The sequence below is a fragment of the Sodalis sp. (in: enterobacteria) genome (assembly GCF_047607725.1).
Classification (GTDB): Bacteria; Pseudomonadota; Gammaproteobacteria; order Enterobacterales; family Enterobacteriaceae; genus JBLKSS01.
Genome location: NZ_JBLKSS010000070.1, coordinates 1 through 19,480 on the forward strand (window position 1 = coordinate 1; position 19,480 = coordinate 19,480).

General features: G+C 58.4%; 10 protein-coding genes and 4 pseudogenes. 10 read left to right on the plus strand and 4 right to left on the minus strand.

Annotated features, from left to right (window positions below):
• Window positions 1-141: 141 nt before the first annotated feature.
• Complete coding sequence (locus ACMX3H_RS06830; RefSeq protein WP_415210258.1) at window positions 142-378, plus strand: hypothetical protein; 237 nt, start codon at window positions 142-144, stop codon at window positions 376-378.
• 194 nt (window positions 379-572) lie between these two features.
• On the opposite strand, the gene apbC is transcribed toward ACMX3H_RS06830, so the two are convergent.
• Window positions 573-1,682, minus strand: coding sequence for an iron-sulfur cluster carrier protein ApbC (gene apbC / locus ACMX3H_RS06835; protein ID WP_415210259.1), 1,110 nt, complete (start codon window positions 1,680-1,682; stop codon window positions 573-575).
• Between the two features lie 183 nt (window positions 1,683-1,865).
• Between apbC and metG the strand changes: the two genes are divergently transcribed.
• The 3 genes and pseudogenes from metG to ACMX3H_RS06850 all read left to right on the plus strand — a co-directional run bounded on the left by metG (window position 1,866) and on the right by ACMX3H_RS06850 (window position 6,779).
• Window positions 1,866-3,905 (plus strand): methionine--tRNA ligase, encoded by a 2,040-nt coding sequence (gene metG / locus ACMX3H_RS06840; RefSeq protein ID WP_415210260.1) that lies wholly within the window; start codon window positions 1,866-1,868, stop codon window positions 3,903-3,905.
• Between the two features lie 196 nt (window positions 3,906-4,101).
• A pseudogene (locus tag ACMX3H_RS06845) lies at window positions 4,102-5,311 on the plus strand (MFS transporter).
• Between the two features lie 661 nt (window positions 5,312-5,972).
• Window positions 5,973-6,779: a hypothetical protein gene (locus ACMX3H_RS06850; protein ID WP_415210261.1), complete on the plus strand. Its 807-nt coding sequence runs from the start codon at window positions 5,973-5,975 to the stop codon at window positions 6,777-6,779.
• A 319-nt stretch (window positions 6,780-7,098) separates the two neighbouring features.
• Here the strand turns inward: ACMX3H_RS06850 and ACMX3H_RS06855 are convergent, their stop codons facing one another.
• Entirely contained in the window at window positions 7,099-7,245 is a 147-nt protein-coding gene (locus ACMX3H_RS06855) for a hypothetical protein (RefSeq protein WP_415210262.1), read from the minus strand.
• A 459-nt stretch (window positions 7,246-7,704) separates the two neighbouring features.
• On the opposite strand from ACMX3H_RS06855, the pseudogene ACMX3H_RS06860 reads away from it, so the two are divergent.
• The 3 genes and pseudogenes from ACMX3H_RS06860 to tadA all read left to right on the plus strand — a co-directional run.
• A pseudogene (locus ACMX3H_RS06860) lies at window positions 7,705-8,922 on the plus strand (PTS transporter subunit EIIC); the annotation flags it as partial.
• Between the two features lie 3 nt (window positions 8,923-8,925).
• Complete coding sequence (gene yfhb / locus ACMX3H_RS06865) at window positions 8,926-9,564, plus strand: phosphatidylglycerophosphatase C (RefSeq protein WP_415210263.1); 639 nt, start codon at window positions 8,926-8,928, stop codon at window positions 9,562-9,564.
• A 66-nt stretch (window positions 9,565-9,630) separates the two neighbouring features.
• Window positions 9,631-10,128, plus strand: a complete 498-nt coding sequence (tadA, locus tag ACMX3H_RS06870) for a tRNA adenosine(34) deaminase TadA (RefSeq protein ID WP_415210264.1) — start codon at window positions 9,631-9,633, stop codon at window positions 10,126-10,128.
• On the opposite strand, the gene mltF is transcribed toward tadA, so the two are convergent.
• Window positions 10,125-11,612, minus strand: a complete 1,488-nt coding sequence (gene mltF, locus ACMX3H_RS06875) for a membrane-bound lytic murein transglycosylase MltF (protein ID WP_415210265.1) — start codon at window positions 11,610-11,612, stop codon at window positions 10,125-10,127. The genes tadA and mltF overlap by 4 nt on opposite strands.
• Before the next feature lie 295 nt (window positions 11,613-11,907).
• On the opposite strand from mltF, the gene purL reads away from it, so the two are divergent.
• Window positions 11,908-15,795, plus strand: coding sequence for a phosphoribosylformylglycinamidine synthase (gene purL / locus ACMX3H_RS06880; RefSeq protein ID WP_415210266.1), 3,888 nt, complete (start codon window positions 11,908-11,910; stop codon window positions 15,793-15,795).
• Window positions 15,796-16,463: 668 nt separating this feature from the next.
• Window positions 16,464-17,653, plus strand: a pseudogene (locus ACMX3H_RS06885) (sensor histidine kinase).
• 21 nt (window positions 17,654-17,674) lie between these two features.
• Here the strand turns inward: ACMX3H_RS06885 and ACMX3H_RS06890 are convergent.
• Window positions 17,675-17,875, minus strand: coding sequence for a hypothetical protein (locus ACMX3H_RS06890; RefSeq protein WP_415210267.1), 201 nt, complete (start codon window positions 17,873-17,875; stop codon window positions 17,675-17,677).
• Between the two features lie 230 nt (window positions 17,876-18,105).
• On the opposite strand from ACMX3H_RS06890, the pseudogene glrR reads away from it, so the two are divergent.
• A pseudogene (gene glrR, locus ACMX3H_RS06895) lies at window positions 18,106-19,443 on the plus strand (two-component system response regulator GlrR).
• Window positions 19,444-19,480 lie beyond the last annotated feature (37 nt).

A 19,480-nucleotide genomic window follows, 5' to 3' on the forward strand; every position in this document is an offset into this window, starting at 1 on the left:
CAAACCGGGATGGAAATAAAAGTTATTAAAATCAATACAATGTGAAAATGCAATGAGCATAAGCGTGTAACGTAGGTTTACTGTCTCATACAACAAACCCACCAATAATTCAAGACGTCCTCCACGGGGCGCTTACCTGCAGTGCAGTATAGCCGGCATACGCATATCCGTTTTCTGACCAACGGCCAGATCGTGGCGATGCTTATTTTACCGCTGCTGCTGGTGGCACAGGGCAAAAAAGCGCCGACCCAGAATCTGCTGGAGCAGATAGCCCTCAGCGTGGCGCCGGTCACGAAAGTCTATACCCGCGAAGATTTGCATCGCGCGCGCCCGGCGTTAACGCCAGATCAGGCTTTGCGGCCGGCGCCGGCAAGCTAAACGCTCCCCCGATGCTGACGCCAGTGAAGGCGGCGAGGCCGCATCGGCAAGCTAAATGCTTCCCTTACGCTCACGCGGACGTTGCCTACAGTGCCGGCGCCGGCCCGCTAAACGCCCGCCCCGGGCGCTGAGGTCGAATCAGGCTGCGAGGCAGCGACAAAAAGACCCTCATTTTCCCCCTATGGGGGACGTTATCAAACGGCTTTAATGGCGATCTCCGTCGGGATGACCTCACCCTGCCAATAGAGCTGCGCCGCCACCTGCCCCGCCAGCTGGCGATAGATTTCGGTAAATTCGCTTTCGGGACGGCTCACGACCGTCGGCTCGCCGCGATCCAGATCCTCGCGCAAGCTGATATGCAGCGGCAGTTGGCCAAGCAACGCGCACTGGTACTGCTCCGTGAGCTTTTCCGCGCCGCCGGAGCCGAAAATGGCTTCGAGATGGCCGCAATGACTACAGATATGCATGCTCATGTTTTCCACTATACCGAATACCGGCACCCCTACCTTGGCAAACATCACAATGCCCTTGCGCGCGTCGGCCAGCGCAATGTCTTGCGGCGTCGTCACCACCAGCGCGCCGGTCACCGGGATATTTTGCGCCAGCGTCAGTTGGATATCGCCGGTGCCGGGAGGCATATCCAATATCAGATAATCCATCTCCGGCCACAGCGTATCGGTGAGCAACTGCAATAGGGCTTTACTGGCCATGGGGCCCCGCCAAACCATGGCGTTATCCTCGGTGACCATATAGCCGATGGAGTTGGTGGCCAGACCGTGGGCCATTATCGGCGCCATATGCTGTCCATCCGGCGACGTCGGGCGCTCGTGGGTAGTGCCCAGCATGGTGGGAATCGAGGGGCCATAAATATCGGCGTCCAGTAGTCCGACGCGTCCGCCTTCCGCCGCCAGCGCCAGCGCCAGATTGACGGCGGTGCTGGATTTGCCCACGCCGCCTTTGCCGGAGCTGACTGCAATTAAATTGCGCACGCCGCTAACGCCCGCCTGATCCTTGACCCGCTTCATCGTGGCGATATTATGTATCAGCTTCCAGTCGATGGCGGTGGCGCCGGTCAGACGCAGCAGTTCGGCGCTGGCGCTTTCCTGCAGCTCCGCGAAACCGCTTTGCCAGGCAAACGGCATGACGAGCTCAATATGCAGCGTGCCGTCCAGCAGCGCGCTATGATGCAATGCTTTCAACACGGTTAAATCACGTTTCAGCGTCGGATGTTTGAAGGCGCTCAGCACACGGTTTATCTGCTTGCGCAGCGCCTCTGGGGTGGTTTGTTGAGCAAAAGGATTCATCCCGGCTCCTTTGGGTTCTGTTTAGAGGATGAGTAACCATTAGCCTTAGCATAACAGGGCTCATCGGCCGCAGCAGAAAAAAGTTCGCTGGCGGCGCGCGCGCATACCGCTTGTTTACGTGAGGCATCGCTATCGGTTACCATCGACTGCCCTTATGACACTTAACGAAAGCCAACTCCTACCATGACTCAAGTCGCGAAAAAAATATTGGTAACCTGTGCGTTACCTTACGCTAACGGTTCCATCCATCTCGGCCATATGCTCGAGCATATACAGGCGGATATCTGGGTCCGTTATCAGCGAATGCGCGGCCATCAGGTTTATTTTATCTGTGCCGATGACGCTCACGGCACGCCAATCATGCTTAAGGCGCAGCAATTGGGTATGGCGCCGGAAGAGATGATTAACGAAATGAATCTGGAGCATCAGACGGATTTTGCCGGCTTTGGCATCAGCTATGACAACTACCATTCGACCCATAGCGAAGAGAATCGCCAGTTGTCGACGCTGATTTATCAGCGTCTGAAAGAAAACGGTTATATCAAGTCGCGGACCATTTCCCAACTGTTTGATCCCGAAAAGGCCATGTTCCTGCCCGATCGTTTTGTGAAAGGCAGCTGTCCGAAATGCCATTCGCCCGATCAGTACGGTGATAACTGCGAGGTCTGCGGCACGACCTATAACCCGACGGATCTCATCAATCCAAAATCGGCGGTGTCCGGCGCAACACCGGTGATGCGGGAATCAGAACACTTTTTCTTCGATTTGCCCGCCTTTAGCGACATGCAGCGCGCCTGGACACGCTCCGGCGCGCTGCAAGAGCAAGTGGCCAATAAGATGCAGGAGTGGTTCGAGTCAGGGTTGCAACAGTGGGACATTTCCCGCGACGCACCCTATTTTGGCTTTGAGGTGCCGGATGCGCCCGGCAAATATTTTTATGTCTGGCTGGATGCACCCATCGGCTATATGGGCGCATTTAAAAATCTTTGCCAAAAGCGTAGCGACCTTAGCTTTGACGAGTTCTGGGATGTCAATTCCCAAGCCGATCTTTACCATTTCATTGGCAAGGACATTGTCTATTTTCACAGCCTGTTCTGGCCGGCAATGCTGGAAGGCAGTCAGTTCCGCAAACCGACCAATTTATTTGTCCATGGCTATGTCACCGTCAACGGCGCCAAGATGTCCAAGTCCCGCGGCACGTTTATCAAGGCCAGCACCTATCTGGCGCACCTGGATGCGGACTGCCTGCGTTATTACTATGCCGCCAAACTGTCGTCACGCATCGATGATATCGACCTGAATCTGGAAGATTTTGTTCAGCGGGTCAACGCCGACATTGTGAATAAAGTGGTCAACCTGGCCTCACGTAACGCCGGCTTTATCAATAAACGCTTTGACGGCCAGTTGGCGGCCACGGTGGCCGATCCGGCGCTATATGCGACCTTCGTCAATGCCGCGACGTCGATTGGCGAAGCGTTCAGTAGCCGTGAAACCAATCGCGCCATTCGCGAAATCATGGCCCTGGCGGATTTGGCTAATCGCTATGTGGATGAACAAGCACCCTGGGTGGTGGCGAAACAGGAGGGCCGTGAGGCGGATCTGCAAGCCATCTGTTCAATGGGGATCCAGCTGTTCCGGGTGCTGATGACCTATTTGAAACCGGTGCTTCCCTCGCTGGCGGCGCGGGCGGAAGCTTTCCTCGCTTCACCGCTCACCTGGGACGCGGTTTCCACACCGCTGGTGTCCCATCGCATCAGTCCGTTCAAGGCGCTGTTCAGCCGGATCGAACCGGCGCAAGTGGAAGCCGTTGTCGAGGCATCGCGCCAGGAAGCGGCGGCGGCCAGCGCGCCGGCGGCAGAGCCGAAAAACGCGCAAACCGAGCCCCCTATTGCCGCCACAATTGCGTTTGATGATTTCGCCAAAGTGGATATGCGTGTGGCGCTGATTAAGCGCGCCGAGCACGTGGAAGGTTCGGATAAGTTGCTGAAGCTCACGCTTGATCTCGGTGATTCAAGCCACCAGGTGTTCTCCGGTATCCGCGCCGCCTATCCCGATCCTCAGGTGCTGGAAGGCCGCTTGACGATAATGGTGGCCAATCTGGCGCCGTGTAAGATGCGCTTTGGCGTATCGGAAGGCATGGTGATGGCCGCCGGCCCCGGCGGTAAGGATATCTTCCTGCTCAGCCCGGATGCCGGGGCGCTGCCCGGCATGCCGGTGAAATAACCCGCGCCGCGCATTCTCGGGCGGCGGTGGCTTTCGCCGCCGCCCGGGCATTTTCCTTCTGCCGATCTCCGCTCGTTTTCACCGTCATCCCTCGCGCGTTCATTTCCCAAACCTTATTCCTGCCCGCCACTGTTCAGTTTACCGGAAAGTCGTTATCCTGAATGCTGATACAAAATAATCATGGATGTGTGTTGTCATGAAAAGATCTCCCCCGCTTATCAAAGCGCTTCTGCTTACATCGCTAATATTAACCGTCGGATGCGGACTCACGCTGCCGTTTCTGGCCATTTTCCTCTCTCAGCAGCGCGGCATGACGCCCGGACAGACGGGACTGGTGCTGGGAACGAGTCTTATGCTTGCCATTGTGTTAAGCCTTATGGCGGCTATTTGGTGGATCGCTTCAATAAGCAGCGACTGATTCTGTGCGCCATGACGTGCTTTGCGGTCAGCTTTTTCTTATTGCCGTTTACCGCGCCGGTCATATTGCTTATCGTCTTGATGGGGATAATTAACTTTGCCTATTCGCTGTTCAGCCTGACCCTCAAGGCAACGCTGGCGGAGTGGCTGCCGGTGAACGAGCGCATTAAGGCGTTCTCCACCAACTATACGTTGTTCAACGTCGGTTGGGCTATCGGACCGCCGCTGAGTGTAGCCATGGCCAGCACGCATCCCTTATCCCCCTTTTTGTTGGCCGGCATATTGAGCCTGCTGGCCACCTTGCTATTGGGCAAAGTGATGCCGGGCTTCGGGCCGCCGCCGGCGAATATAGACGACCAGCGGCCGCCCACGGAGCGCCAGACGCCTAATTTCCGTCAAACCCTGACCATTTTGCGCCACGATCGGCGGCTTATCTGGTTTACCCTGGGCGGTATGTTGGGCAGCCTGGTGGGCAGTCAATTCGCCAGCTGTATTTCCCAATATCTGATGGTGGCCTTCGATCCCGACTTTGCCTATAAAGTCGTGGGGATCATTCTGCCGGTCAATGCGACCATCGTAGTAACATTGCAGTATCTGGTAAGCCGCCATATCACGCGCGGCGCGCTCATGAAATGGCTGACCGTCGGCAGTCTTTTTTTCTGCTCGGCCTGGGGGGGATTATTTTCGCACAGCGCCTGCTGCCGCTTTGGGTGTTGGCCGTTGTCCTATTTTCTTTGGGAGAAATTATTATCATTCCCGTAGAATACATGTTTGTCGATTTCATTGCCCCGCCGCACCTAAAAGGAAGTTATTACGGCATGCAAAACTTAAGTAGCCTGGGCGGCGCGGTCAACCCGTTGTTGACCGGATTGTTATTAACCTATACGCCGCCGGTGACCATCTTCGGCATAATGATGTTGGCGACACTGTTAAGCCTGGGGCTGTTTTACCGAGGGTTCCGTCTGGCGCAGCGCAGCGCCGCCGGCTGAGGGCGCGACGGTGAGATTCTCTGCATCGCCGTTGAGATATCGTGTAGGTCTAGCGTCAGTGCCGCCCGCAACGCTACGGCCCCCCGACGCGCGCTCGGCGCGGGTCATTATATTGCCCCCGAGTGGTCATCATCGCTACCCGGCCAGCCCGAACAGGAATACGCCTGCCGCGTGATGGGGCCTGGTCATCTCAGGCTAAACATCATCAATGATTATTCCTACCCAAAGCACCTAAACCAGACGGCACCTTTACAGTTTTGTCCGTCCCGTTCATCATTTTGTCTGAGCCCTCGCTGCAACGCATATTAAATCCCAGACATTATTTGGCATTCATTATCGCTTAAAGGCATGGCGAAAATTTAATTATCATTCTTTGCGGTTTTAACCCGCTCAATAGAGTAATTAAGGTCTTAACGTACCAACAACGATTGTCGTTATTCTTATTTATTCAATCAAGGATGATATTATGATTACTTCTTATCGACCCGCGTGTTAGGTTTCAACTTTATTCTCCCGTCTTTTTTCCTCGTCCCAGCCAAGCGGGGATCCCGCTTGCTGCGGCCATGGAAAGACATTCATCCCCGGCACGTTACGCGTCGACGAGCCCCGGGTACCACTTGCAAACGACCAGGTATCGCTGACGGAAGACGGCCGCCGCTGCTTGCTCCATCTGTTTAAGCAATTTGCCGGATTACAGAAATCGTACTTACTGTTTCAGGTCCTGGCCAATACCCGCATTATTTTACCGCTGCAGATTATTTCTTTGGCGCTGGCGATATATATCTCCATCACCGAGCGCCGTGATATCGCCAGGGCGATAATGGAAGGTCTCGCGCTGACCTCGAATCACTGGTGTGCGACCAACAATCCGCTGGCGGTACTTGCCAGTTATCTCAAATACGTCGTGGCCGACGCTTTGTGGGATAATCTGTTAACCCGTTTATTCGATGAGCAACACCATGAGGAGAATCTGGACCCGACTTTTCTGGCACTTGCCTGTCTGGTCGTGGCGCTGGATTCGCACTTACCGTCCACACCGTCTTTGCCCGAGCGTCCTTGGCTGCAATTACCGCTCAGCGTGAGTCAGCTTTTCGCCAAAGCACGGATTTATTGGTCGCTGCTGGGCAATATCGCCCTGCCCGCAAAGGGAATCAACTGGCAAGCCGAAGAGTATAGGCCGCAACTGACTTTCGTTCCGAAGGGCAACACCCGCGCCGCTATACGGGAAAGCGAGCCGCCGGGATGCCCGCGATCGTTGGCGTTACGAAGCGAAAATCGACTCTTCTCGCCGCCGCACAGGCAGCAGACATGGTCGAGAAAATACGTGCCGGCGGCTTGTTTCGCGAACGACAACAACCGCGATGATGTCGCGCTCACGCCAGGCTGCCCAACGCTTTTAACGCGCTCCCCCGGCGCCGGCGAACGCACCCCGCACGGCGACGTGCGCCCGCCGTGGATACGCTGCTAACGGCTGCCGTGGGTATGGTCATTCAACCCAGCGGCAGCTGGCCACAAAAAATGCTGCTGCTGGCGGGTTTGTCCTTATCCGCCGCGTGCGTTCGCGCCGAACGCGGCATTACCTCTAGCCATAGCGAGACCGACAACACCTCTGCTGGCGATGACGACAGGCGGCTGGAGCATTCCTCTCTCCCGCCGCGCTGCAATCATTTACCGCGGACGCCACTACCGCGCCACCGCAAAATTGGACCAGCAAGTAATGGTTCGACTACCCGCTTCACCGCGCACAACTCTCCTATACCGGCATCGTTGAAGTCCACAATGTTCCTTTATTGGCGGAATTCATTGGCGCTCACGTAACCCGGGATTTTTTCAACCGCATTCTTCACCCCCTCATGATGGAAGCGCTGGCCAATGATAAAGAAATCAACACCGACCCGTTGCTTTTGAGTCGTTTTTTGCAGAACCTTTATCAAAAATTATTGCTCGAAATCGATGAGATTCAGAGCGCCCACATCGCATCAACGCGCGAGATAAGGCAGTATCTTATTCAATTGCACCAATTATCTCTCGCCATGCGCCGTGAGTGGGCGGACGTGATCGAAACGTAAGCGCCCCGTGGAGGACGTCTTGAATTATTGGTGGGTTTGTTAATATGTTCCACTACGATGCCTAGTGAACCCGCATCCTATAAGGGACGGCTGTCAGATCATGGATAATCCGGCGATGATAGTGTCCACTTAAATTTTAATAGACACTATCACAAACTTCAGAACCACTAATTTCATATCACTCAAACCGGAATGGAAATAAAAGTTATTAAAATCAATACAATATGAAAATGCAATGAGCTTAAGCGTGTAACGTAGGTTTACTGTCTCATACAACAAACCCACCAATAATTCAAGACGTCCTCCACGGGGCGCTTACTTAAAGGCTACATTATGCCGGGGCGGCAACATCAACTTATCGCCGGACCGGGCGCCGCGGCAAAGATCGTCGACGCCATGCGCCAGCTGTTGCCGAACGCGTCGGGTGAGTCGCCCGTTACCGGATCGGCGGACAGCGCGGCGCAAACCCGGGACCGCGTCAAGACGCGCTATGCGACCCCCGTCAGCGGCGCTCTGCACCAGTTGGCCAATGTGTTTATTCCGCTCATCCCGGCGTTTATCGCCTCCGGTCTTATCACGGGACTGATTAATCTGCTTACGCGATCGGACGTCAGCGGCGATATAGCGCGGCACTATCCTAATGTGCTCGGGCTGCTGGCGCTGTTTGGCAGCGCGGTATTCGCCATCATGAACATTTTGGTGGGGGTAAACGCGGCGCGGGTGTTCGGTGGTTCACAGGCCATGGGTGGGGTGATGGCCGCGATTTTGAGCAGCCCCGGTCTGGCGCAAATCCGGCTTTTTGACGAGCCGCTGTAGCCCGGCCGCGGCGGGGTGATAGCCGTGTTGCTGGTGGTCGCCCTGATGTGCTGGGTGGAAAAAGCGTTGCGGCGCCATTTACCGGAGTCGATAGAGCTGATAGTTAATCCGCTTCTGACTACACTGATAACTGCGTCGCTGGCGATAGTCGTGCTGCAACAGCTCGGCGGGGCGGTATCCGACGCTATTGCCCATGGGGTGAATGTCGCGATTGATCGCGGTGGCATGGCGGTCGGCGCTTTACTGGCGGGAAGTTTTTTGCCGCTGGTACTGACCGGCCTGCATCAAGGGATGGTGCCGCTGCATGTGGAGCTCATTCAATCCCACGGCGTCAATCCTCTGCTGCCAATTCCGGCCATGGCCGGGGTGGGGCAGGTGGGCGCGTCCTTTGCCGTGCTGTTGAAAACCCGCTGAGCTCGGCTGAAAAAGGTGATCAAGGCCGCCTTGCCGGTGGGGGTCCTCGGTATCGGTGAGCCGCTGATTTTCGGCGTCACGCTGCCCCTTGGTCGTCCGTTTGTCGCAGCCAGCCTCGGTGGAGCGGTGGGCGGCGCGGTGATAAGTTATCTTAAAGTGGCGACGCTTATCACCTTTGGTCTGTCGGGATTGCCGCTGGCGCTGACCATCGTCACCGGAAAAGTCGCCGCCTATTTGGCCGGATGGGCGGCCGCCATCGCGGCGGGATTTATTTTTACATGGCTGATAGGATTCAACGATCCAGAGGAGTAGCTTTTGATTAACCCAACCGCCCAGCGCGTCGTGTTCTTTGATTTGGACGACACGCTGCATCAACAGGATATGTTCGGCTGCTTCCTGCGCTATTTGCTTGCGCATCTGCCGCTGAATATCGTGCTGGTGATCCCCGTTCTGCCGGTGGTGGCTCTTGGGCTGCTGGTAAAGGGCAGCTCGGCCCGCTGGCCGATGAGCCTGCTGCTCTGGTCGATTACCTTCGGCCACAGCGAGGCCAGGCTGCAGGCGCTACAGGCGGAGTTCGCGGCGGCCTTCCGTCAGCGCGTGCGGCGTTTTCCGCAGGTATTGGCGCGCCTCGACGATTACCTCGCCAGCCAGGATGCCCAGGTGTGGCTTATCACCAGCTCGCCGGAGTCGCTGGTGGAAAAAGTTTACCACGATGCGGTTTTCCTGCCCCAGGTGCGGCTTATCGGCAGCCGTATGCACCGGCGCTACTGCGGCTGGGTGCTGACCCTGCACTGTCTGGGCCATGAAAAGGTGGCTCAGTTGGAGCGCGAGCTGGGGATCCCGTTGAAATTGTATAGCGGTTACAGCGACAGCGTTCACGGCAGTCCGCTGCTTTATTTTTGCGAATACCGCTGGCGGGTCACCCATGATGGTCAACTTAAGCGGCTGGATTGAACCCCCCTTCCTAACCCGCGGCCCGGCCGGTATAATCCGCCGCGGTTGTCAGCCGGGAGAGCGGTCATGAGCGAGCATTGCAGCGATGAATTTTGGATGCATCACGCCCTGATGCTGGCGGGACGCGCGCAAGCCGAGGGCGAAGTGCCGGTCGGCGCGGTATTGGTGTTAAACGACGAAATAATCGGCGAAGGCTGGAACCGTTCCATCGGTCATCATGACCCCACCGCCCACGCCGAAATCATGTCGCTGCGCCAGGGGGGGCGGCAGGTGGGCAATTACCGGTTGCTGAACGCGGCGATGTACGTGACGCTGGAACCGTGCGTGATGTGCGCGGGCGCGATGATCCACGCCCGCATCGGCCGTTTGGTGTTTGGCGCGTGTGACGAAAAAACCGGCGCGGCGGGATCGCTGCTGGATGTGGTCGGCCATCCGGGGATGAACCACCGGATTATGCTCACCGGCGGCGTGCTGGCACAAGCATGCTCGGCTCAGCTCAGCGCTTTCTTTCGCCATCGCCGGGCGCAGCACAGGGCACAACGCCTCAATAAAGCGCCGCGTTAAGGATGGGCACCCGTGCCGGCCGGCGTTAGCGTCTGCAGATCCTCCGATGTCACTACCGGGTAGGCATTGGCGGGATCGGCGTTCCAGGCCGCCAATTGCGCCGCCTTTTTCTCCTTCTCCTGCAAATAACCCACCAGACTGATTTCATAGCGGCGGATATTTTCCACGTAGTTATACGCCTGCTGGCCGCGGGCGTAACCGTATAGCGTTTGTTTGTAATAGCGCGGCTGGCTGAGCATCGGCAGCCGCAGCTTCACGTCGACCCAACTGTCGGGGTTGCCCTGCTGCTTCGCCGTTAGGGCGCGCGCATCCAGCATATGGGCATAGCCCATGTTATAGGCCGCCAGGGCAAACCAAATCTTTTCATCCTCCGGGATGGTGTCCGGCACCCGCTGCATCATGCGCGACAAATACAGAGCACCGCCGCGTACGCTTTGCTCGGCGTTGGTTCTATCGCCTATTCCCAGACTGTCGGCGGTGGGGCGGGTAAGCATCATCAGCCCGCGTACCCCGGTGGTCGAAGTGGCTAGCGGATCCCAATGGGATTCCTGATAGGAAATGGCCGCCAGCAACTTCCAATCGATATCGCGGGCATAGCGTTCAAACAGCGGTTGTAGCGTGGGCAAAATCGCATCAATGGCGTTAAGGAAGGTTTTGGTATCCACATAATCGAACCCGCCAACGTGACCGAGATACTTTTCCTCCAGCCGCGCCATGATGCCGTTGTCGTTTAACTGGCTGAAGAAGTCCAGCAGCGCGGCCGACAGCCCCTCGCTATCGCTGCGCCTAAGATACCAGGTAACCGGTTCTTCCTCGGTAATATCAAACGCCACCGCCAACTGCGGATGCACTCGCTGCAGCAGCCCGACGGTGGCCGAGTCGGCCAGCGTATAATCCAGCTTACCCTCCGCCACTTTTTCCAGCAGCGATCGACTGCTTAAATCCGATGAGACTTCCCAGGATAACTGCGGATATTGCTTCTTTTTCAACTGCCGGAGCTGGGATATTTGCGCTGAACCTGAAGCGACCGCCAGCCGCCCCCGCAGATCCCCCAAATTTTTCGGCCGCGGCTGGCCCAGGTGGTACACTAACTGTTGCGATACCGAGTAGTAAGAAGGTCCGACGGTGAATCTGTTCAGCTGATCGGTGTTGTAAATCAGGCTGGCGGCCAGAAAATCGGCGTTGTCATTATCCAAGTCGTCAAATAGCTGATTCAGATTGCTGCGTACGCGCACCTTCAGTTTGACGCCGAGGTAATCGGCGAAGCGTTGCGCCAGATCGTAATCGAAGCCCGCCGGTTGATTATTGACGCGATAATAGCTCAGCGGCGCGTCGAGAGTGCTGATACGAAGTTCGCCACGCGCTTTAATGGCCGCCAGGCTATCCTGATGGGCGTTTCGCCAGGGGACGGTAGTCCAGAGTGCCCAGGTGAGCAAAGTGGCGATAAGGCCGATAATAAAATAATTTAATTTGAAGCGCTTCAAAGCGTTATCTCATGCCGGAGGCAGGCCTCGCTGTCGTTAACGGCAGTATTATTATGGTTTTTTCTCCGAACAGGAGGGCATTTTGCGCAACAAAGCGCCAACGTGCAACAAAATTGATGCATGCCCTCACGGGCTAAGGGGGTAAAGAAGGATGAAAGAATAACTGCGCAAACGGTTTCGTCCGCAGCCGGGATTCTCTATAATGACGCGCGTTTTCCCCTGTCTGTTGTTGCGCCCCATGAATGGTCGAGCCACACACCGCGGCCGGCGGTTCAAAGACGAGAGATCTGTTACTATGGAAATATTGCGCGGTTCGCCTGCTCTGTCCGCATTTCGCATTAATAAGCTGCTGGTCCGCTGTCAGGACGCCCGTCTGCCGGTCGACGATATTTATGCCGAATACATCCATTTCGCCGATGTCAGCGCGGCGCTCGACGAGGATGCGTTAAGTCGGCTACAGCGACTATTGAAATACGGCCCTTCTCTCGCCGAACACCAGCCACAGGGGCGGCTATTGTTGGTGACGCCTCGACCCGGCACGCGGTCTCCCTGGTCGTCGAAGGCGACAGATATTGCCCATAACTGCGGGTTGTCCCAGGTCACGCGTCTGGAGCGCGGTTTGGCCTATTATATTCAGGCGCCGCGGTTGAGTGAGCCGCAGTGGCGGCAGCTCGCCGCCCTCTTGCACGATCGGATGATGGAAACGGTGTTTACCCGTCTGGAGGAGGCGCCGGCGTTATTTACTCAGCACGCGCCGACGCCGGTGACGCTGGTGGACGTGATGGGCGAAGGGCGCGGCGCGCTGGAGGCGGCCAATTTAGCGCTGGGTCTGGCGCTGGCGCAGGACGAAATCGATTATCTCTACGCGTCCTTCACCCGTTTGGGGCGTAACCCCAGCGATGTCGAGCTGTATATGTTCGCGCAGGCCAACTCCGAGCATTGCCGGCACAAGATCTTCAACGCCGAGTGGGTTATCGACGGCCAGCCGCAGGCGAAGTCGTTGTTCAAGATGATCAAAAACACCTTCGAGCAGACGCCCGAGTTTGTGTTGTCCGCCTATAAAGACAACGCCGCGGTGATGGAAGGATCGGCGGTGGGGCGTTTCTTTCCCGATGCGCAGGCGGGGCGCTATGACTACCATCAGGAAGCGGCACACATTTTGATGAAGGTCGAAACCCATAACCACCCGACCGCCATCTCGCCCTGGCCCGGCGCGGCGACCGGCTCCGGCGGCGAAATCCGCGATGAAGGCGCTACCGGCCGCGGCGCCAAGCCGAAAGCCGGTCTGGTCGGTTTTTCGGTCTCCAATTTACGCATCCCGGGCTTTGAGCAGCCCTGGGAAGAAGACTTCGGCCGCCCGGAGCGCATCGTCAGCGCGCTGGATATCATGACCGACGGGCCGCTCGGGGGCGCCGCGTTCAACAACGAATTCGGCCGCCCGGCGCTGACCGGCTATTTCCGCACCTACGAGGAGCGCGTCGATAGCCACAACGGCGTGGAGCTGCGTGGTTACCATAAGCCCGTCATGCTGGCCGGCGGCATCGGCAATATCCGTGCGTCCCACGTGCAAAAAGGGGAAATCAGCGTGGGCACCAAGCTGATTGTTCTGGGCGGACCGGCGATGAATATCGCCCTCGGCGGCGGCGCGGCGTCTTCGATGGCCTCCGGGCAGTCAGACGCCGACTTGGATTTCGCCTCTGTGCAGCGCGACAACCCGGAAATGGAACGCCGCTGCCAGGAGGTGATTGACCGCTGCTGGCAGCGGGGCGAGGAGAATCCGATTCTCTTTATCCATGACGTGGGCGCCGGCGGCTTGTCCAACGCGATGCAGGAGCTGGTCAGCGACGGCGGGCGCGGCGGCCGTTTCCAATTGCGCGAAATTCCCAATGACGAACCGGGCATGAGCCCGCTGGAAGTCTGGTGCAACGAGTCCCAGGAGCGTTACGTCATGGCGGTCGCGCCGGAGCGGCTGGCGGAATTTGACGCCATCTGCCGCCGTGAGCGCGCGCCCTATGCGGTCATCGGGGAAGCGACGCAAGCGTTGCATCTCAGCCTGGACGACGACCATTTCGGCGACCGGCCGATTGATTTGCCGCTGGATGTCCTGCTCGGCAAGACGCCGAAAATGCTGCGTGAAGCCGTCAGCCTTCAGGCTGCGGGCCACGCGCTGAACCGCGACGGCATCACGCTTGCCGAGGCGATTAACCGCGTGCTGCATTTACCGGCGGTGGCGGAAAAAACCTTCCTTATCACCATTGGCGATCGCAGCGTAACCGGCATGGTAGCGCGTGATCAGATGGTTGGACCCTGGCAGGTGCCGGTGGCGGACTGCGCCGTTATCACCGCCAGCCTGGACAGCTATTACGGCGAGGCGATGTCCCTTGGCGAGCGGGCGCCGGTGGCACTATTGAATTTTGCCGCTTCCGCCCGCCTGGCGGTGGGTGAGGCGCTGACCAACCTGGCCGCGACGCACATCGGCGAGATCAAGCGGGTGAAACTTTCAGCCAACTGGATGGCAGCCGCGGGTCATCCCGGCGAAGGCGCAGGCCTGTATCAGGCGGTGAAAGCCGTGGGCGAGGAGCTTTGCCCGGCGCTGGGGCTGACTATCCCGGTGGGTAAAGATTCCATGTCGATGAAAACGCGCTGGCAGCAGGGAGCGGAGCAGCGGGAAATGACCGCGCCGCTGTCTCTGGTCATCACCGCGTTCGCCCGCGTGGAAGATGTGCGCGCGACCGTGACGCCGCAATTACAGCCGGCGCGCGATAATGCGCTGCTGCTCATTGATTTGGGCGCCGGACATCAGGCGCTGGGCGCCACCGCCCTGGCGCAGGTGTACCGCCAGCTCGGGGACGAAACCGCTGACGTGCGCGACGCCGGGCAACTGGCCGGCTTCTTCCGCGTCATGCAACAGCTGGTGGCGCAAGGGACGCTGTTGGCCTACCACGACCGCGCCGACGGCGGTTTACTGGTTACGCTGGCGGAAATGGTGTTTGCCGGCCACTGCGGCATTGATGCCGATATCGGCACGCTGGGGAAGGATGCGCTGGCCGCCCTGTTTAATGAAGAACTGGGGGCGGTTATCCAGATTGACGCGGCCGACCGCGACGCGGTAACGGCCCTGTTCCGCCAGGAGGGGCTGGAGGATTGTCTGCACTATCTGGGTACGGCCCAGCCCGGCGACCGGTTTATCCTGCGAGCCGGGGAGCGCCCGCTTTACAGCGAGAGCCGCACCACCCTTAGAACCTGGTGGGCGGAAACCAGCTGGCAGATGCAGCGGCTGCGCGACAATCCCGAAAGCGCCGATCAGGAACATGCGGCCCGTCAGGACGATAACGATCCGGGCCTGACGGTAGCCCTGAGTTTTGATCCTGCCGATGATATCGCCGCGCCTTTTATCGCCAAGGGCGCGCGGCCGAAAGTCGCGGTACTGCGGGAGCAGGGCGTGAACTCTCATGTGGAGATGGCGGCCGCCTTCCACCACGCAGGCTTCGAGGCTATCGATGTGCATATGAGCGATCTGCTCGCCGGTGCGCGCACGTTGGACGGTTTCCACACGCTGGTAGCCTGCGGCGGTTTCTCCTATGGCGATGTCTTGGGCGCGGGTGAAGGGTGGGCGAAGTCGATTTTGTTCAATTCGCGGGTGCGCGATGAGTTCGAGGCGTTCTTTCACCGGCCGCAGACCTTGGCGCTCGGGGTATGTAACGGGTGTCAGATGATGTCCAATTTGCGCGAACTGATCCCCGGCGCGGAGTTGTGGCCGCGCTTTGTCCACAATAAATCCGAACGCTTTGAGGCGCGGTTCAGCCTGGTGGAGGTCACCCAGAGTCCGTCGCTGCTGTTGCAGGGCATGGTCGGCTCCCGTCTGCCTATCGCCGTCTCCCACGGCGAAGGTCTGGTGGAGGTGCGCGACGCCGCGCATTTGGCCGCGCTTGAGCATGCGGGCCTGGTGGCGCTGCGCTATGTGGACAACTACGGTAAGGTCACGGAGAACTATCCCGCCAACCCCAATGGCTCACCCAATGGTATCACCGCGGTGACCAACGCCAGCGGACGCGTTACGTTGACCATGCCGCATCCTGAACGGGTATTCCGTACCGTCAGTCACTCCTGGCATCCCGCGGAGTGGGGCGAGGACGGGACTTGGATGCGGCTGTTCCGCAACGCGCGCAAGCAGCTGGGCTAACGCCGTTGGCCAATCCGCGCCGGCGAGCGGTCGGTGCGGATACACGGGTATGCGGCGACGCGTATTGCCAGGGCAACGCCGATGGGCTGTACTGCTCGGGGCAACGCCTTTGAGCTGTATGGCTCGGGCAGCGCCCTTTCGCCGATTGGCTCCCCGCTGTCGCTTTTTCCGCTAGGATGTTCGCCTGGATGTCGTTAATAGGCAACATTTATCTTTATGTTTTTCAACCATTTTTATTAAAGCGCCAATTTATGTCTCCCGGGGGGGAGATATTCATTCGCTTTCCGTCTGAATTACAGGATATCCTAGGTGGCCGATAAATAAAAGAATATATAAATCAATGTATTATAAGTATAATTGGCGATGTGGCACGATTTCTGCTATATCTAACTCAGTCGCTCATTCATCTCGATATGACAGCGTCCTGAGGGAAGCTTGATACACGCTCCATATCTTCCGAATGATGCCAATGTACGGTGCCTACCGTCCAACGTAACCGTTAATCGCTGCTTCGGCGGCGTTAACAATCACAGGGTGACACGTTGAGTGAGGCACCCCCTATTTTTACCATTAAGGCACTTGACCCGCGGGCGAGTGCCTTTTTTGTTCTTTCCCTGCTGGTGACACTCGGCTAGCATCAAGGCCTGCCCGTAAATCCTTTGAGGACAATGACCGTGAACAAGTGGCGTCCGTTTCCCCGTTCGCTGCACCAATTGGTGATCCTGGTGTTCAGCCTGGTGTTACTGCCGCTGCTGCTGGCTTGGCAAGCCTGGCAGAGTCTGGACACCCTGAGCGGTCGCGGCGATCTGTTGCCGGACCCGCGTTATCGTCAGCGCCTCGAGAGCCTATTGGCCGCCCTCGACAAACTCCATTGTGAAAACAGCGGCCCGGGCGGCCAGGCCTCGGCGCCGCTGAAGGCTTTTTCCCACGCCAACGGCGAATTGGTGCAGGCGACGCGTGAAAATATTTTTGCCCGCGGCCGCCAGCTGCAGCAGGCCATCGCGGAACAGGGGCGCTTTTTTGGCTGGTTGGCGCTGTTGCTGTTTTTGTTCAGTTTGGAGCTGGTATTCTTGTTTACCCGCATGATTATCGGCCCGGTGAAGCGGGTCGAAAACATGATCAACCGGCTGGGGGAGGGGCAAGCGCTGGCCGCGGATACGCCGTTTAGCGGACCGCGTGAAATTAAGTCCCTGGCCCAGCGCATAATTTGGCTAAATGAGCGGCTGGCCTGGTTGGAATCCCAGCGGCACGAGTTTCTGCGCCATATTTCCCATGAATTAAAGACGCCGCTCGCCAGCCTGCGCGAAGGGGCTGAACTGCTGGCGGACGAAGTGGCGGGTCCGCTGAGCGCCGATCAGAAAGACGTGGTAGCAATTCTCGATAGCAGCAGCCGCCACTTGCAGCAACTCATTGAACAATTGCTGGATTATAATCGCCGGTTGGCGGACGGCCCTGCCGGGGCTGAGGAAATCGACTTGGCGGCGATGGTGGCGGGCGTCATCGCTGCCCACAGCCGGCGCTTTTAAGCCGGGTGCTGGATAATCTGTATTCCAATGCGGTGCACTACGGTCAGGAATCCGGTAACATCTGGATCCGAAGCCGCCTTAGCGGGCAGCGTGTCCTGCTGGAGCTGGCCAATAGCGGGACGCCTATCGCTAAAACAGATCGGACGCTGATTTTCGAGCCGTTTTATCAAGGCCGCATCCAGCGTAAAGGCGCGGTGAAAGGCAGTGGACTGGGATTGAGCATCGCTCGGGATTGTATCCGCCGCATGCGCGGTGAACTCGATTTGGTGAGCGTGGATTACGCCGCGGTCTGCTTTCGCATTACCCTCCCTCAAACCGGCGAGAATGGTTAATACATGACTGGAGCAGCACGTTCACCGCGGCAGACCGCGCGTTACCTCTCTTTGCGTTTGCCGGTCGTCTCCCGCCCGCGCGCTACGCTGGCGGTGTTGCTGACGCTGCTGCTGCTTCTCGGCCTGCCAGCAGGACGGCGGCCGGCACCGGCTGCTGAGCGAGGTGCCGGGATCCCATACCCATTTGGCGCCGGCAACGCTTGCGCAAGTGTGCGATGACATCTGGCAGCGTGACGATGGGGTGGTGAACAAGCCTGACTATTGGTTAAGCCTTATGGAATGCGCCCCGCGCATGACGCCCCCGACGGCGGTAGCGGCAAACCGCCGCCCGACGAACGGCAGACGCCGAAGGCTGACGGCACATGCGCCCCCGACGGCGGCGCGGTACCCCCCCCCCGTGCCGCGGCCGCCCGTCCGCCTGTTGCGGCGCTGGAGGCCGGGGAGCCACGCCAATGAGGGTGCGCAAACATGCCAATTTACTGCTGGTGGATGATGATACCAGCCTGCTGAAGCTGCTGGAGATGAGGCTGACCAGCGAGGGATTCACGGTCACGACCGCGGAAAACGGCCCAGAGGCGCTGCGGCAGCTGCTGCGCAATAAAATTGACCTGGTCATCAGCGATTTGCGCATGGATGAAATGGACGGCATCGCGTTGTTCAAGGCCATACAGCAGCAGCAGCCCGGCCTGCCGGTGATCATTCTCACCGCCCACGGCTCGATCCCGGAAGCGGTGTCGGCGACCCAGGAAGGGGTGTTCAGTTTTCTGACCAAACCGGTGGATCGCGACGCGCTTTATCGCGCCATCGACGAAGCGCTGGCGCTGACCCAGCCCGCCGGCGATGAACGCTGGCGGGAGGCCATCGTTACCCGCAGCCCGCTCATGCTGCGCCTGCTGGAGCAGGCGAAGATGGTCGCCCAGTCGGACGTCAGCATCCTGCTGAGCGGGCAGAGCGGCACCGGCAAAGAGATTTTGGCGAAGGCGATCCACGCCGCCAGCCCGCGCGCCCATGCCCCGTTAGTCGCAATCAACTGCGGCGCCTTGCCGGAGCTGCTGCTGGAGTCCGAACTGTTCGGCCATGCCCGCGGTGCTTTCACCGGCGCGGTCAGCCAGCGTGAAGGGTTATTCCAGGCCGCCGACGGGGGGACGTTATTTATTGATGAAATCGGCGATATGCCGCTGTCGTTGCAGGTCAAACTGCTGCGGGTGCTGCAAGAGCGCAAGGTGCGCCCGCTCGGCAGTGATCGCGATCGCGCGATCGATGTGCGCATTTTGTCCGCCACCCATCACGATCTGCCGAAGGCGATGGCGGCAGGGGAATTTCGCGAGGATCTGTATTATCGATTGAATGTCGTCAGCCTGAAACTGCCACCCTTGCACGAACGGGCCGAGGATATTCCCCTGCTGGCGCAGCATTTATTACGCCTGGCGGCGCAGCGCCATAAACCCTTTGTGCGCAGTTTTTCCGCCGATGCCATGAGAAGACTGGTGGCCGCCGGCTGGCCCGGTAATGTACGCCAACTGGTGAACGTGATAGAACAGTGTGTGGCGTTAACCTCCACGCCGGTCATCGGTGATGCGCTGGTGGCGCAGGCGCTGGCGGATGATACCACGGTGATGCCGACCTTCGCCTAGGCGCGCCATCAATTCGAGTTGCGCTATTTACGCAAGTTATTGCAAATAACCCGCGGAAATGTGACGCAGGCCGCACGGATGGCTGGTCGCAACCGCACAGAATTTTATAAACTCTTGTCCCGCTATACGCTGGACCCGAATGATTTTAAACATTGATCGGCACTCGTTTCTGATGATCGACGGCGAGCGCCGG